The 14764-nt window shown below is 70.2% G+C and carries 12 protein-coding genes; all 12 read right to left on the minus strand.

Going from position 1 to position 14764, the window contains the following annotated elements; translation table 11 throughout:
• Positions 1-5: 5 nt before the first annotated feature.
• A complete protein-coding gene (locus ACBJ32_RS46640; protein WP_357893091.1) occupies positions 6-218 on the minus strand; it encodes a hypothetical protein in 213 nt (70 codons plus the stop codon).
• Between the two features lie 37 nt (positions 219-255).
• On the minus strand, positions 256-606 hold the full coding sequence (locus tag ACBJ32_RS46645) for a nuclear transport factor 2 family protein (RefSeq protein WP_357893093.1): 351 nt from the start codon (positions 604-606) through the stop codon (positions 256-258).
• 4 nt (positions 607-610) lie between these two features.
• Positions 611-928, minus strand: coding sequence for a DUF3140 domain-containing protein (locus tag ACBJ32_RS46650; RefSeq protein WP_357893095.1), 318 nt, complete (start codon positions 926-928; stop codon positions 611-613).
• Positions 929-1397: 469 nt separating this feature from the next.
• Entirely contained in the window at positions 1398-2417 is a 1020-nt protein-coding gene (locus tag ACBJ32_RS46655; protein ID WP_375132331.1) for a LacI family DNA-binding transcriptional regulator, read from the minus strand.
• Between the two features lie 88 nt (positions 2418-2505).
• Positions 2506-2775: a sulfurtransferase TusA family protein gene (locus tag ACBJ32_RS46660; RefSeq protein WP_375132332.1), complete on the minus strand. Its 270-nt coding sequence runs from the start codon at positions 2773-2775 to the stop codon at positions 2506-2508.
• A 44-nt stretch (positions 2776-2819) separates the two neighbouring features.
• The gene (locus ACBJ32_RS46665) at positions 2820-3641 is read right to left on the minus strand and encodes an alpha/beta fold hydrolase (RefSeq protein WP_375132333.1); all 822 of its coding nucleotides are present in this window, start codon (positions 3639-3641) and stop codon (positions 2820-2822) included.
• A 157-nt stretch (positions 3642-3798) separates the two neighbouring features.
• Positions 3799-5838: a sensor histidine kinase gene (locus ACBJ32_RS46670; RefSeq protein WP_375132334.1), complete on the minus strand. Its 2040-nt coding sequence runs from the start codon at positions 5836-5838 to the stop codon at positions 3799-3801.
• Between the two features lie 62 nt (positions 5839-5900).
• Positions 5901-9863, minus strand: coding sequence for an Ig-like domain-containing protein (locus tag ACBJ32_RS46675; RefSeq protein WP_375132335.1), 3963 nt, complete (start codon positions 9861-9863; stop codon positions 5901-5903).
• 36 nt (positions 9864-9899) lie between these two features.
• Positions 9900-11732, minus strand: a complete 1833-nt coding sequence (locus tag ACBJ32_RS46680) for a glycoside hydrolase family 127 protein (protein WP_375132336.1) — start codon at positions 11730-11732, stop codon at positions 9900-9902.
• Positions 11725-12489 (minus strand): carbohydrate ABC transporter permease, encoded by a 765-nt coding sequence (locus ACBJ32_RS46685; RefSeq protein WP_357893106.1) that lies wholly within the window; start codon positions 12487-12489, stop codon positions 11725-11727. The genes ACBJ32_RS46680 and ACBJ32_RS46685 overlap by 8 nt, the downstream gene beginning before the upstream one ends.
• Positions 12486-13397, minus strand: coding sequence for a sugar ABC transporter permease (locus tag ACBJ32_RS46690; RefSeq protein WP_357893108.1), 912 nt, complete (start codon positions 13395-13397; stop codon positions 12486-12488). Before ACBJ32_RS46690 ends, ACBJ32_RS46685 begins: the two co-directional genes overlap by 4 nt.
• Positions 13394-14554 (minus strand): ABC transporter substrate-binding protein, encoded by a 1161-nt coding sequence (locus tag ACBJ32_RS46695; protein ID WP_375132337.1) that lies wholly within the window; start codon positions 14552-14554, stop codon positions 13394-13396. Before ACBJ32_RS46695 ends, ACBJ32_RS46690 begins: the two co-directional genes overlap by 4 nt.
• Between the last annotated feature and the right edge of the window lie 210 nt (positions 14555-14764).

The following is a 14764-nucleotide window of genomic DNA, read 5'->3' on the forward strand; positions in this document are numbered from 1 at the left end:
TGTGGCTACTGTGTCGAGAGACGGTCGAACAGGGCCAGTGCCGCCTGCCTGACCTCGTCCGGCGAGACGCCGTCCAGGGTCTGCCTGGCGTCGTCGATGTCGCGGGTGGTGGCCAGCGTGATGGCCACGGACGAGGCGGCGGCACGGTCGATCGATCCCGTCGGGGCGGCGTCGGCCAGTTGCTGGGCGCTCGCGGCGAGGTCGAGGTTGTCTCTCAACGGATCTCCTCGGGTGAAGACGGTTCGGCCCATTGCATCACTTGACATCGTGCCGCATCCACCATTCGGTGAATTCCCGGCATCGCCCGTCGGGAGCGAACCGTATCACCCAGAGGTTGCTGTACGTTTTGTCCGGGTATGTCGTGACTCCTTGGATGACGCTCACGTCCTCCGTCACGCTCACCGGATGCCACTCGAATGTGGCCTCACCTGGCTTGTCCTGTCGCCCCAGCCACTCGCGGACGATGTCGTCCTTACCCTGCCACGGCGAGCTGTACGGCTCGGTGTAGTAGACCGCGTCGTCGGTGAACAGGGCGGCGATGTCGTCGGGATCGTTGGAGTTCCACGCGCGTACGTAGCCCTCGATCCACGGATGCGGCTGGACCATGGGGTCATCCTCTCAGTGGGTCGTGACCCACGGACATGAGCTCGCGCCGCGAGTCGTCGTCCGTACGGTCACCCATGGTCTCGACAAGCTCCACGACCTGGCGCATCACGTCGAGATCGCTCTTGGTGAGGTCGCCCTTGCGCTTGCTCAGGACATGCAGCACGCCTCGCCCCAGCTCGTCGATCCCCAGGTCGGGGTCGGGCGGGAAGCCCTCCTCGTCGGAGGCCTCGGCGAGCAGGTACGAGCGCAGTTCCTCGGAGTTCATGTTGACCGCCCGATGGAACTCGTTCCAGAGCATGTCGGTGTCGAAACCCTCAGTCATATCGCCCGCCCTACCCGCCACGTCCCGCGTTACGCACCCGTCACCCCACGCCGTCGGCGAGCTTGGCCACCGTGTCGGCGACGCGCCGTTGCCGGGTCTCGAGTCCGGTAGGGGAGTGCCGTCTGGTGAAGAGAGGAGAAGCCGACAAAAAAAGTCGTCAAGTGCCATGGTTACGATTCGCTGAATTTCGTATCTCGTTTAGGTATGGAGGTACTCAGGGCGTACGTCCCCGCCTCAGTAACCATGGAGTCGCCCCGGCGCGGGGGACGCAGGGGCGGCTCCCCGTAAAGGGATGGGTGCCGCGAGGAGGGGACGGCACGTGTCACGGGCCTGGACGAGCGGTCTGCCAGCCGCGGTCCCCGCCCGTGACACGTGCCGGACGGGCCTGGAGCCGGACGGCGTGGAGCACGACGGGCCCTGGAGTCGGGAGGCCGCGGAGCCGGGCGGGCCTGGAGGCCGGGAGCTGCGGCTACTGCGGGCCGGAGGGGGCGGGCCCGGTGCTGCCGCGCGGCGTGAGGATGGCGGCCTGATCCTCGTACGGCGGCACGTCCTCGCCCGCGATCAGCGCGAGCAGCCGCTGCGCGGCGTGGGCGCCGTAGGCCGGGATGTCGCGGGTGAGCGCCGTCAGCGGCGGCCGCACCACCTGGGCCAGCGGCGAGTCGTCCCAGGCCACGATGGACAGGTCGCGGGGCACCTCCACCCGCATCTCCTGCGCCACCGACAGGCCGGCCACGGCCATGATGTCGTTGTCGTAGACGATGGCGGTGGGCCGGTCGGGCGAGCTCAGCAGCCGCCTGGTGGCCCTGGCGCCCTCCTCGCCGGTGTAGTCGGTGTGCACGATGACGTGCTCGGCCACGCCCTCGCACGCCTGCCTGAACGCCTGGTCACGGACCGTCGTGTGGACCAGCTCCGGCAGCCCGGCCACCCGCGCGATGCGGCGGTGCCCCAGCGCCACCAGGTACCCGACGGTCTCGCGCACGGCCTCGCCCTCCTCCGACCAGATGGCCGACAGCGAGCCCGACTGGGAGGGATGGCCGATCACCACCGCCGGCATGCCGAGCCGTTCCAGCTCGGCCACGCGGGAGTCGTCGTAGTGCAGGTCCACCAGGAACACCCCGTCGATGCGGCTCTCGCCCCACCAGTGGCGGTAGACCTCGCTCTCCTGCTGGTGGCTGGTGACGACCTGGAGCAGCAGCGCGTACGAGCGGTCGGCGAGCACGCCCTCGATGCCGCTGATCAGCTCCATGAAGAACGGCTCGACGCCCAGGATGCGCGCGGGCCGGCAGAGCGCGAGGCCCACGCAGTTGGCGCGGGCGCCGTTGAGGGCGCGGGCCGCGCTGTTGGGCCGCCAGCCGATCTCGTCGGCGATGGCGACGATCCTGGCCCGCGTCGCCTCCGACACGCCCGGCTGCCCGTTGAGCGCGTAGGAGACCGCCACCTTGGACACTCCCGCCCGGCTGGCGATGTCGGCGATCGTCGGTCGCTTCACGAACTCCCTCTCTGAACCGGATAACCCTCCATACTGTAGGTCACCCCGCCCTCCTGACATGGTGCCCGCCCGGCGGAGCGTTAACCGCTTAAGTCGCGTGCCAGGGTCTCGTGCCCTGCGTCTCCTTGGCGGACTCGGCCACGCGCAGCGCGTACGTCGGCCGCTCCGCCCCCTCCACCGGCCCCAGGTACGTGTGCCCGGTCAGATGGCACCACGCCGGCAGGTCCACGGGGGCGGCGGGGTCGGTGGCGATCAGATGGATCACGGCGCCCGGCCCGGCGGCGCGTACGTGGGCGCGCAGCTCGATGAGCAGCTGCACGCACAGCTTGCCGGCGCCGTCGACCACGAGATCAGGCATGTGTATAGGAAACCACCACTCCAGCCCCGCCTGCGCCGGGGCCCTCAGCGGACGGAGCAGATCGCGTCCTCGATCACCCGGGTGACCGCCTCGGGATGCGAGACGAGGGTCAGGTGCGAGCCGCCGGCGAACTCGGTGACCTTGGAGCGGGCCCGCTCGGCCATGGCACGCTGCGAGGCAGGAACGATGATCTTGTCGCCGGTGGCGATGAAGTACCAGGAGGGGATCGCCTGCCAGGCCGCGGCCCTCGACGGGGTCGTGAACGCTGCCGTGGAGGCCGCCCGCTGGGTCGCCCAGAGCTGGTGGGCGGTGTCCCTGGGCAGGTCGGAGGCGAAGGAGCGGACGAAGACGTCCCGTTTCAGGTAGAGGTCGGCCGCATCGCCTGCCGCACCGGGGTAGGCGGCCCGGTCGTACAGGGTGGCCGGGTCGCCGCCGAGGGCCGAGCCGGAGCCGCTGAGCTGCGCGGTCGTCTCGCCCACGGCGGGCGCCGCCGCGTTGACGTACACGAGGGCCTTGACGTCCGGGTCGCCCGCGGCGGCATTGGTGATCACCGAGCCGCCGTAGGAGTGGCCGACGAGGACGACGGGACCGGAGAGCGTGCGCAGGAAGTCGCGCACGGTCCCCGCGTCTCCGGTCAGGCCGCGCAGCGGGTTGCCCACCGCACGCACGAGGTGACCCGACTGCTGCAGCGCCCGGATCTCGCCGCTCCAGCTCGAGGTGTCGGCCCAGGCGCCGTGGACCAGCACGACGGTGGGCTTGGTGGTGCCGGACGCAGGGCACGGAGCCCGCCGCTCCGCGGAGGCCGGCGCCACGGCGGTGGCGGACGCCAGCACCAGGACGCAGGCCGGAACGCTGAATCGCGTCATACCCGCTCACCTCCGAACGAATGCGTTCTTCTCAGGCTGCCAGCAGCCGCCTCCAGAGCTGGTGGTGCGGCCGTCAAACGACCGCTCCGACCAGGTAAAGGCCCCAGCGCCCCGGTCAGGACCGGGCAGCGGAACCGGCTGTCAGCGGAACCGGCTGTCAGGAGGGAACGCTCATGCCGGTCGTCAGGAGCGGGAGCATGACCTCGACGCGGGTGCCCGCCCCGGGCTCCCCGGTCACCACGCAGATGCCGCCCAGCTCGGCCGCCCGCTCCCGCATCGAGCCCAGCCCCACGCCCGCGCGGTGCGACGCGGGCAGCCCCTTGCCGTCGTCGGCGATCAGCACCCGCAGCATCGGCTCCTCCCGCTGCAGGACGATCCTGGCCCGCGACGCCTCGGCGTGCCGGCGGATGTTGGTCAGCGCCTCCTGGACGATGCGGTAGACGGCCACCTCGACGGCCGCGGGCAGGTCCGCCAGATCCCCCTCGACCTCCACCTCGATCTCGGTGCCGGGCGAGGACTGCCCGGCCAGGTCGCGTACCGCGCGGGCCAGGCCGAGGTCGTCGAGCGCGGGCGGGCGCAGGCCGTACACGAGCTCGCGGATGTCGCCGGTGACGGCGCTCATGCCCGCGTGCAGCTCGCGCAGCAGCTCGTCGGCGGCCTCCGGGGAGTTCTTCAGGCTCAGGCGGGCCATGTTGATGGTCATCGCCATGGCCGAGAGGGTCTGGCCGAGGCCGTCGTGCAGGTCGCGGCGCAGGCGGCGGCGCTCCTCCTCCCTGGCCGTCAGGATGCGCTCGCGCGAGCGCTGCAGGTCCGCCGCCATGCGCACCGCGTGCGCCACGTCGGCGGCGTACGGGGTGAGCGTGGCCAGCACGCGCTCGTTGTGCGCGGCGGGGAAGCGGCGCGGCCCGGGCGGGCCGACGAGCAGGCGGCCGACCCGCGCCCCGTGCCAGACCAGCGGCACCTCCCGCGGTCCGGTCCCGACGCGGCCGCTCTCCACGTAGCGGGGCTCGCCGTCGGCCACCTCCACGGCCACGCCCTCGACCGCCAGCCCGTCGCGCAGCACGCTCACCACCGAGGTCAGCGCCCTGGCCGGGTCGGCGCCGCGCACGGCCTGCGTCAGCCGCTCGGCCAGCACGCCGGGGTCGCCGACCGCGCCGTACAGCAGCCGGTCCACGGCCCGCTGCAACGCCCGCCGCAGCGGCTGGAAGAACGCGCCGGCGAACAGCGCGGCCGCGACCCCGGCCACCTGGTGGTAGCCGGAGACGACCAGGCTCGACAGCGTGCCCGCGCCGAAGTAGACGAGGCTGACCACGACGACCACGCCGGCCGCCACGATGGCGCGGCTGATGACGGTGTCGATCCCGTAGAGCCGGTAGCGCATCACGGAGAACGCCACCGCGAACGGGATGGCCGCCGCCCAGGCGATGGCCGGCCACATGAACACCGGCCAGATCGCGCCCAGGACCAGGAAGAAGATGTACCCGGCGAACGCGAGCAGCGGCCAGCCGATCTGCCGCCGCCCGACCGGATCGGCCCGCCGCATCCGCACCGCCATCGACAGGGCGGCGAGCGCCATCGCGGTGTAGATGCCCGCCCAGCTCACGATCGTGAGCACGTCCATGTACGGGGCCAGCGCCGGCACCCGCAGCGGATTGGGGATCACCGCGGGCAACCCCGACACGCTGGTCGGCGGCGGCACCCTGAGCAGGTACCGCACGGTCGCGGCGGTGATCGCGACGCAGCCCAGCCACAGGGCGGGCCGCCAGCGCCTGGAGGGCAGGCGGCCGTCAGGCGAGTACAGCGGCAGCACCATCGTGAGCGCCAGCCCGCACACCGCCCACCCGAGCTGGGCCGGCACCCGCATCCACCCCGCCAGGAGCAGCTCCCCGTCGGCGGCCAGGCGGAACATCAGCCCGCTGGACAGGTCGCTGACGGCCGCCGCCAGGCCGCCGGCGCACATGAGCCAGGCCATGTTGAGCCGGGGCCGGTGGTAGATGAGGAACGCGCCGACCGCCGGGAAGGTGAAGGTGACGGCCGTCTGCGGGCTCACCGTCCTGTCGGGCTCCCACTCGGTGGGCAGCCCGGCCCAGACCAGGAACGCGGCCAGGGACAGCAGCGGTGAGGCCACCGCCATGGCGGACGCGACGACGACCCGGCCCGTCAGGCGGGTGGGCTTGTTCCCGGCGAGTTCGGCCATCGTGCTCTGTCCCGCTCCTGTCCTGGCCCCGCGAAACGGGCGGGGCCAGGACAGAATAGGCGCTACTGGACCGTGACGGTGGTCTTCGCCGTCACAGTTGTGCCCGTCACCTGCCCGGTCACGGTGAACGTGCCGGGCCGGGCGTACCGCTCGGGATCGACGGACTCCCAGGTGACGGCCACCGAGCTGTCCTTCGACCCGTCGTTGTACGTCGCCACGACGGTCCCCGGCAGCGACGGGGCGACCCCGGCCCGGGTCGTGACGCTCTCCTCGGCGATCGAGGTGATCGTCACCGCCGCGGTGGCGCGGACGTACACCGTGGCCTGGGCGGGCCCGCGCACGCCTTCGGCCAGGCCGGTGACGGTGAAGCTGGTGCCGCCCGTCCTGACCTGCTCCGGCGTCACCTGCTGCCAGGTGACGGCGGTCCGGCCGCGGGAGCCGTCGGCGTACAGGGTCTCGACCGTGGCGGGCAGCTCCGGCAGCGTGTCCACCAGGGTGGGCACGTGGACGGGGCGCACCGCGTCCGGCGGCACCTCGTACACCTTGACCTCCAGCAGGCCGACCGACGCGCCGCCCGATTCGAGCTGGACGCGCAGGCGCGAGGTGGTGACGGTGTCGAAGGAGACGGTGTTGTAGGCGTCGACGGCCGTCGGGTAGGACTGCGCGCCGGTGACGTCCTCGAAGGAGTCGCCGTCCCACTGCTGGATCTTCCACGAGGCGGGCACGCGCACGCCGCCGCCGTCGTCGAAGAAGTACACCTCCGCCTTGTTCACCTGGACGGGGGCGGGCCAGTCGAGCTGGACCCACTGCGTGCCCTGCTGCGGCCAGGTGCCCCAGCGCGGGTTGGCCGCGTCGTTGGAGCGTGGCGGGTCGATGTCGTCGTTGACGGCGGTGACGCGCTCCCACGGTGAGGTGTAGGAGGCGGTGGGCGTGGCCTTGGGGGCGACGTTGACCTGGGTGGCCTGGTCGGTGGCGGTGACGTTCACGGTGGCGGTGGTGGTCTTCGCGCCGTCCGTGGCGGTCAGCTCCAGCGTGTACGGCCCCGGCGCCGAGAACGCGATCACCGTGGCCGGGCCGGTCGGGTCGGTGAAGTACGCCTCACCGGGCCCGTCCACCTTGGACCACTGCATGGTCAGCGTGCCCTTGGGCAGCGCGTCGTCCTTGACCACGGCCTCGATCCTGGCCTGGCCCGGGCGGGTGAACGCGGGATCGACGACGGGCACCACGGACGGCGCCTGGTTGGTGACCCGGCCCACGTCCGCGCCCGCCCGGTAGGCCTGCACCTCCTTCAGGCCGGTCGCGTACCCGGGCCGGTGCGTGACCAGCACGCGCAGCTTCTGGGCGGTGACGGCCGGGAAGCGCACCTCGTTGAGGTTGGCCCGGGGGTGGAGCGGCCGCTTGTCCTGCCTCGGCACGTCCTTCCAGGTGCCGCCGTCGAGGTACTGCACCGAGTAGAAGGCGGGCTCGCCGGAGGTCTTGCGGTCGTTGTAGAAGTACAGCTTGAGCTGGTCGACCTTCCGGGGCGAGCCGAGGTCCACCTCCAGCCAGTCCTGGGGGTTGCCCGAGCCCTTGGAGTCCCAGACGGGTGCGTTGACGGTGAAGCCGTCCACGGCCCCCGCCGGGTCGCCGTGGGAGGCGGTGGCGGATCCGACCAGGTTCTGGCGGGTGCTGCGCAGGTCCACGCCGGCCTTACGGAACAGGTCCTCGATGCGGTCGCCGGTCAGCTCGACGTCGGTGGGGGACTTGAGCGAAGCCTTCTCCGCGTGCACCACCGTGCCGCCCTCGACCTTGCCGGTCCTCGGGTCCCAGGTCGCGTGCGCGAGGCCGGAGAGCGTGACCTTGCGCTTGCCGTCGATCAGGATCGAGTACCCCTCGGGCACCCCGGCGTAGTGCCTGGTGCCGTCGCCCGGCTTGTCCCAGACGATGGTCAGGTCGGCGCCGCGGTAGTTGACGCCGTTGACGGTGAAGTGGTCCCAGCCGATGTCCACCGGCCACAGCTCGACCTTGCCGTCCGAGCGCGGGCGCAGGCCCATGACGTCCTCGATGACGGTCCAGTTGCTGCTGCCCAGGATCGTGTGGTGGATCCAGGAGCGGTAGCCGATGGTCTTGGTCTGCGGGTTCCAGTTGGCCCAGTACTCGTTGGCGTCGGGGTAGCGGGTGTCGCCGCCGACGTACTGCGACCAGGCGTTCCAGTACAGGAGCTGCTTGTACTGCTCGGCCGTGATGTACGGGGTCTCGTACTGGCGCATCGCCTTGGAGAACAGCGCGAAGTTCCGGGTGGAGTTGATCTGGGAGAAGTTGTTGGTGCCCGGGTGGCCCGCGGCGGCGGCCTCCGCCTTGTCCTTCTGGTTGGCCGTGTACGCCGGGAAGATCGGATATTCCGCCGGATCGGCCCACAACCTCAAGGCTTCCCGATATTTCGGGTCATCGGTGGGGACGAGGCCGGCCGCGTACGGGATGTAGTTGTTGGACTCCTTCCACGGGATCAGGTTGCCCGTCTGCAGGTCGCGGTGCTTGAACAGCTTGTTCTGCTCGTCCCACAGCAGGGTCAGGACGCCGTTCTTCACCTTGTCGGCCACGCCGCGCAGCTCGGCGGCCTTGGCGGCGTCGCCGGCCAGCTCGTACGCCTGCGCCGCCGCCACCGCGTTGGCGTAGACGTAGGCGCCTTCGAGCCGCTCGTTGGCCCGGTCGTAGTAGTGGAACGACACCGCGTCGGCGTCGTTGCCCGTCATGGCCTCCCAGTCGTACTCGATGACCCCGTTGCCGTTGGAGTCGTACGCGTCGAGCTGGCCGTACACGTCCTTCTCGGCGTACCTGGCCAGGTTGCGCAGGATCGACGGTTGCCCGCCGTGGATCTGGTAGCTCTCCAGGGCCGCTGCCGAGATGTACTGCGTGTAGCTGTTCGACCAGTTCTCCGGGTCGCCGGGGTTGTCGGTGTACTTCGAGCTGCGCGACACCTCGCCCGCCGACACCCACGGCCCGTACGAGTAGATCGGGTCCCGCAGGTACTTCAGGTCCTGCACGAACATCGGCACGGTCAGCACGATCGCGTTGTTGTAGCCCAGCGCGCCCTCCACCGACGTGGGGAACTGGAAGTCGTTGCCGGGGATGTCGGCGTCGAGGAAGTTGAAGCGCATCAGCCACCAGCGGTAGTAGACGAACTTCTTGATGTTCTCGTCGGGCACGTCGATGTAGGGCAGGTTCTCGGCCCACCAGGCGTTGTAGTCCTGGAGCTGGCGGCGCAGCGCCTGCTGCGGCGAGCGGCCCTTGTAGCCGTCGTACTCCGCGCGCGACCTCGGCAGCTCGTCGGTGACGAAGCCCATCTGCACCTTGGTCCGCACGGTCTTGCCGGGCTCCACGGTCAGCGAGCCCTTCAGCGTGCCGTCCGACACCTTCAGGCCGTCGCCGCTGAGCCGGGGGAAGATCGTGGTCAGCTTGTTCCTGGCCCACACCGCGCCGGTCAGCTCCCGGTCACCGTCGGCCTTCCTGGCGTAGGGCGAGGTGACCGTGACGGGCACGGTACGCGGCTCGGCGCCGGTGTTGGTGATCTCCAGGGTCGTCACGGCCACGTTCTCGTGGGTGATGAACTTCTTGACCCCGACCGCGAGCCCGTCGCCGCTGTACTTGCCGGTCCAGTGGCTGGGCATCTGCAGGCGCTCGGCGACGTTCTCGGCGAGCGGGGAGCCGAGCGAGATCTCGTAGGCGTCGCGGTTGTCGATGCTCTCCCAGTACGCCACGTGCCCGCCGAAACCGAGCACCGACGGGTCGTGCTCCTTCATGAACAGCGCCCGCCCGCGCGTCATCAGCCACGGCCCCGCCGGGTCGTCACCGGGGCGGGCGAGCATGCGGTCGATCCAGTACGAGTCGCCGCCCTTCTCCTTGTCGTAGATCTGCTCCATCATCTTGCGCGGGTGGTAGCCCACGGGCTCGGCCGGCACCGGGTCGGCCCCGGTGAAGACCGGCATGCCCAGGGCCTCGTCCGCGTACGAAGGCGCTGCGCCCAGCGAGGCTGTGAGCGCTAACACGGCTAAGCACACCAACGGTTTGCGCACGTGCATCTCCTAGATCGTCGGTAGCCAGACACGCATGGTCGCGGGGCCCCGGTTGCCCCACCGGTGGTACGGCACCAGCCGCAGCCGCACGTCGGCGCCCTCCTCGGGCGCTCGCGCGGCGGCGTACGGCCAGGAACCGTTGCCGCCCGACGCCAGCCGCGCGCCCACCTCCAGCTCCACCACGCCGTCCGTCTCGTGCTCCACCGGCGGATCGACGCGCGCCGTCACGCCGGCGAGCGGCGGCTCGTCGGCCACCGACTCCGCGCAGTAGACCAGCGGCCCCCGCTCCACGGCCGCGCTGCCCCGCAGCGCGTCGATCCGCCGGTCGGGGACGGTCCACCTGGGCCGCATCGGCAGCTCCAGCCGGATCTCGTCACCGGCCCGCCACGGCCCCTCGACGTAGGCGTAGCCGGGGCTCACCGGCCGGATGACCGGGCCCTCGGGCAGCGGCGCGTCCGGGGCGGAGACGGGGACGTGCGCGAGCGTGGCGTCGGTGGCCCAGGCCGGGACGCGCAGCCCGATGCGGCCCTCGCCGTCCTCCAGCACCCGCACGCTGACCGAGCCCTGCCACGGGTAACCGGTCTCCACCCGCAGCGCCAGCCGCCCCGAGCGGATCTCCGCCGGGGTGAGGTGGTGGATCAGCACCCCGCCGTCCTTCGCCGCGGCCACGTAGGCGGGCAGCGAGGCCAGCGTGCGGGCGATGTTGTTCGGGCAGCAGGACACGTCGAACCAGGGTGAGCGCAGCCCGCCCTCGGCCGCGTGGTTGACGCCGTCGAGCGGCGTCGCCGGCACCCGCACCTGCAGCGGGTTGACGTAGAAGAACGACTTGCCGTCCAGCGCCACGCCCGTGGCGAGCATGTTGTACATGGTCCGCTCGGCCAGGTCGGCGTAGCGCGCGTCGCCGGTGGCCAGCAGCAGCCGGTGCGCCAGCATGATGGAGGCGATGCTCGCGCACGTCTCGTTGTAGGCGCGGTCGGGCGGCAGCTCGTAGTCCTCGCCGTACGACTCGTCGGCATGCCTCGAGCCCATGCCGCCGGTCAGGTGCGTACGCCGGGCGACCGTCCGCTCCCACTGCGACTCGACCGCCTTGAGCAGCTCCTGGTCCCCGGTCTCGACCGCCACGTCCACCACGCCCGAGGCCAGGTAGAGCGCGCGCACGACGTGCCCGCGGAACACCTGCGCCTGCCGGACGGGCACGTCGTCCTGGTAGTAACCGCGGCCGAAAGGGATGTCGGCGAGCGCGGGCAGGCCGCGGCGCTCGACGAAGCGGCGGGCCATCTCCAGGTACCGCTCGGTGCCGGTGGCCCGGTACAGCTCGACCAGCGCCATCTCGATCACGGGATGGCCGCAGGTCTCGTCGGTGTCCATGAAGCGCCGGCACACGTGGTCGGCGGCCCTGGTGACGACCCGGGTGAGCTGGTCCTCGCCGTGCATGCGCAGGCGCGCGACCCCGGCCTGGATGAGGTGGCCGTAGCAGTAGAGCTCGTGACCCCACTCGAAGTCGGTGTACCGGCTGCCCGACCAGCGGGTGTTGAGGTAACCGTCGCCCTCCTGGGCCTGCGCCACGACCTCGGCCAGCGCGGGCAGCCCGGGATGATCGGCCCAGGCCATGGCCTCCAGCAGCTTGTAGATCTCCGAGTCGCTGAACTCCCGTCCCCTGCGGGGCCGCTCGCCGCGGAAGTTGCCGATCCAGCCTTCGCGCTCCTGCCATTCCTGGCAGTGGGCGATCGTCACCTCGTTGTTGAGCACGACCCGGTCACCCCAGAAGCCGGGCAGCACGCGTACGGAGTCGAGGCCGAGGGGGGACAGGACACCCGATGAGGGCAGGACGGGATTAGCCACGCAGAGCTCCTGACATGAATCCGCGCACGTAGTGGCGCTGCAGAACGATGAAGAGGATGAGACAGGGGATGGCCATGACCATGACTCCGGCCTGGAGCATGCCGTAGTCGATCGCGCCGAACGTGTGCTGCGTCATGCTGACCACGGCCACCGGCAGCGTGAAGGACGAGCCGTCGTTGAGCAGGATGAGGGGCGCGAAGAAGTCGTTCCACGAGGCCAGGAACGCGAACAGGCCGACCGTGATCAGCGCGGGCCGCACGGCGTGCAGCAGGATCCTGGAGAAGGCCCGGAACGTGCCACAGCCGTCCACCAGCGCGGCCTCCTCCAGCTCGCGCGGCAGCGCCTCGAACGCGTTGCGCATCATGAACAGCGCGAACGGGAGCTGGAACATCACGAACACCAGCGAGAGCCCGACCAGCGAGTTCTGCAGGCCGAGATAGCCGAGCAGGACGTAGAGCGGGATCAGGATCGTCGCGTACGGCACCATGAGGATCGCCAGCGTGGCCAGGAACAGCACGTTCTTGCCGGGGAAGTCGAAGCGGGCGAAGCCGTAGCCGCCGAGCGCCGAGACGATCAGCGTGCCGCCCACGGTCATGACCGACACCAGCACGCTGTTGGTGGCGTAGGTGTCGATGCCCTCGCCGAAGCGTGCCATCTCCAGGTAGTTCGACGGCTCCTCCAGCGACGCGTACCCGCTCCAGACCAGCGGGAACAGGAACAGCACCGCCAGGGCCGACAGGGTGAGGTAACGGCTCACCGGAGCCTCCGCATCATCAGCGTGTTGAGCCCGACCAGGGCCACGAGCAGCACGACCGACAGGGCCGCGGCGCCGCCGAGGTCGAAGCGGAAGAACGCGTCCCGGTAGACGACCATGACCATCGAGACCGTGCTGTTGTCCGGGCCGCCGTTGGTGAAGACGAAGAACTGGTCGAAGGCCAGCAGCGAGCCCGTGACGCTGAGGATCAGCATCAGCGCCAGCGTCGGGCGCAGCAGCGGGAGGGTGATCTTGGTGAAGATCTGCCAGCGGTTCGCGCCGTCGCTCCTGGCGGCCTCGTACACCTCGGTCGGGATGGCCTGCAGGCCGGTCAGCAGGATGAGCATGTTGAACCCGGCGAAACGCCAGATGACCAGCGTGATCGTGGAGAACAGCGCCATGTTCGGGGTGCCGATCCACTTGACCGGCTCGCTGGTGACGCCCAGGGCCCGCAACATCGGGTCGATGGGGCCGAAGTCGTTGTTCAGCATCCCGTAGAACAGCAGGCCCGCCGCCGCGAAGCCGACCGCGCCGGGCAGGAAGAACGCGGTCCTGAAGAAGGCGACGCCCGGCCTGCGCTCCTGTACGAGCAGCGCCAGGCCCAGGGCCACCCCCGACAGCAGGACGGTCGTGATGGCCGTGTACTTCAGCGTGAAGACGACCGCGTCGACGAAGAGCGGGTTGTCGGCGATCTTGAGGTAGTTGGCGGGGGCGTTGAACGTGGCCTGGCCGAGCAGGGGCCAGCGGTTGAGCGACATCCAGACGACCAGCACCAGCGGGGCGATGAACAGCACGCCCACGATGACGGCCGTCGGAGCCGCGTACAGCCAGCCCTGGACCTTCCTGCTCCGCCACCGGGCGGACGGCGCCGAGTGCGCCGCCCGCCTCGAACGTGTGACCGTCAGCGTCATTGCTGCAGCGACTTCGTGATCTCGGCGTTGAGCTGCGGGACCTTCGAGGCGTCACCGAAGACCGCCTCCCTGGCCAGCCGCAGCCACGGCCCCTGCGGGTCGTTGTAGGTCTGGCCGAAGCGCAGCGCGAACGGCGTCTGCCCCTTGGCCACCAGCGAGTTGATCAGCACCACGCGCGGGTCCTCGGCCGAGTACTTGTTGCTGGCCAGGTCGGTACGCGCGACCACGTCCTTGTTCTTGGCCATCACCTCGACCTGGGCCTGGTCGGAAACCGTCCAGGAGACGAACTCCCAGGCCGCGTCGGCGTTCTTGGACGTCGAGGAGATGCCGACCGAGTCGCCGCCCACGAACGTGGACTCGCCGCCGTCGGGGCCGGCGATCGGGGTGACGCCGATCTTCATCTCCTTCGGCATCAGGCCGAGCGTGGTGGACGGCATCGGCATCACGCCGATCTCGCCCTTGGGGAAGAAGCCGGTCCAGGTCGGGCCCTGCTCCTCCTTGGCCGTCGGTCCGGTGGCCTTCTTCTCGTACAGCTCGCGCCAGATCTTGAACACCTCGGTCATGACCGGCTGGTCGTTCAGCGAGGTGGTGCCCTCGGCGTTCATGATCTGCGCGCCGGCGGCCCAGACGGACGGCCAGAACGTGAAGACGTAGCAGCCGCCGCAGTTGCCGCCGAAGAAGGTGCCGTGCACCTTGCCGTCCTTGCCCAGCTTGTCCTGGATGGTGGTGGCGTGCTGGGCGAACTCCTTGAGCGACTTGGGACCCTGCTCGGGGTCGAGGCCGGCCTTCTCGTACAGGTCCTTGTTCCAGAACCAGACCGAGAGGTCGAGCGTGTGGGGAAGCGTGTACTGCCGGTTGTCCAGCGTGCCGAGCTTCATGTGGGAGGGGGCGAGCTTGTCCTTGTACGGCAGGGCCGCGATCCTGTCCGTGATGTCCATGAACAGGCCCTGGGAGGTGTAGTTCGGGACGAAGATGACGTCTGCCGCGAACACGTCGGGTAGCTGCTTGGCGCCGGCCGCGGCGGCGATGCGGGGCTGGTAGTTGTCCGTCGGGATGACGGTGAGCTTGACCTGGTTCTTGTGAGTCTTGTTGTACTCCGCGACCAGGCGCTCGCTCTGCGTCTGGGTGGCCGCGCGGGTCCACATGGTGATCGTCACGGGACCGTCCGCCGGCTGCGTCCCGCCGCCACCACCGCCGCTACTGCCGCAGGCCGCTGCTGTGAGCGCTAACACACCGAGGAGGGAGATCCCGGCCAGCCTTCGTCTCATGATGTGCTCCTGGACTTAAAGGTTTTCGGAAACGTAGAAGAAACATGAGCCCATGTCAATGGGTGCTAAGGTGCTAAGCGGTTCACAATTCACCGAAAA

The organism is Nonomuraea sp. GTA35, from assembly GCF_041950525.1.
In the GTDB taxonomy this organism is placed as follows: Bacteria; Actinomycetota; Actinomycetes; order Streptosporangiales; family Streptosporangiaceae; genus Nonomuraea.

Excerpts from the sequence above, each read along its gene's own strand:
- ACBJ32_RS46645 (WP_357893093.1), bottom strand. The coding sequence starts at position 606 with ATGGTCCAGCCGCATCCGTGGATCGAGGGCTACGTACGCGCGTGGAAC.
- ACBJ32_RS46650 (WP_357893095.1), bottom strand. The coding sequence starts at position 928 with ATGACTGAGGGTTTCGACACCGACATGCTCTGGAACGAGTTCCATCGG.
- ACBJ32_RS46660 (WP_375132332.1), bottom strand. The coding sequence starts at position 2,775 with ATGCCTGATCTCGTGGTCGACGGCGCCGGCAAGCTGTGCGTGCAGCTG.
- ACBJ32_RS46665 (WP_375132333.1), bottom strand. The coding sequence starts at position 3,641 with ATGACGCGATTCAGCGTTCCGGCCTGCGTCCTGGTGCTGGCGTCCGCC.
- ACBJ32_RS46670 (WP_375132334.1), bottom strand. The coding sequence starts at position 5,838 with ATGGCCGAACTCGCCGGGAACAAGCCCACCCGCCTGACGGGCCGGGTC.
- ACBJ32_RS46690 (WP_357893108.1), bottom strand. The coding sequence starts at position 13,397 with ATGACGCTGACGGTCACACGTTCGAGGCGGGCGGCGCACTCGGCGCCG.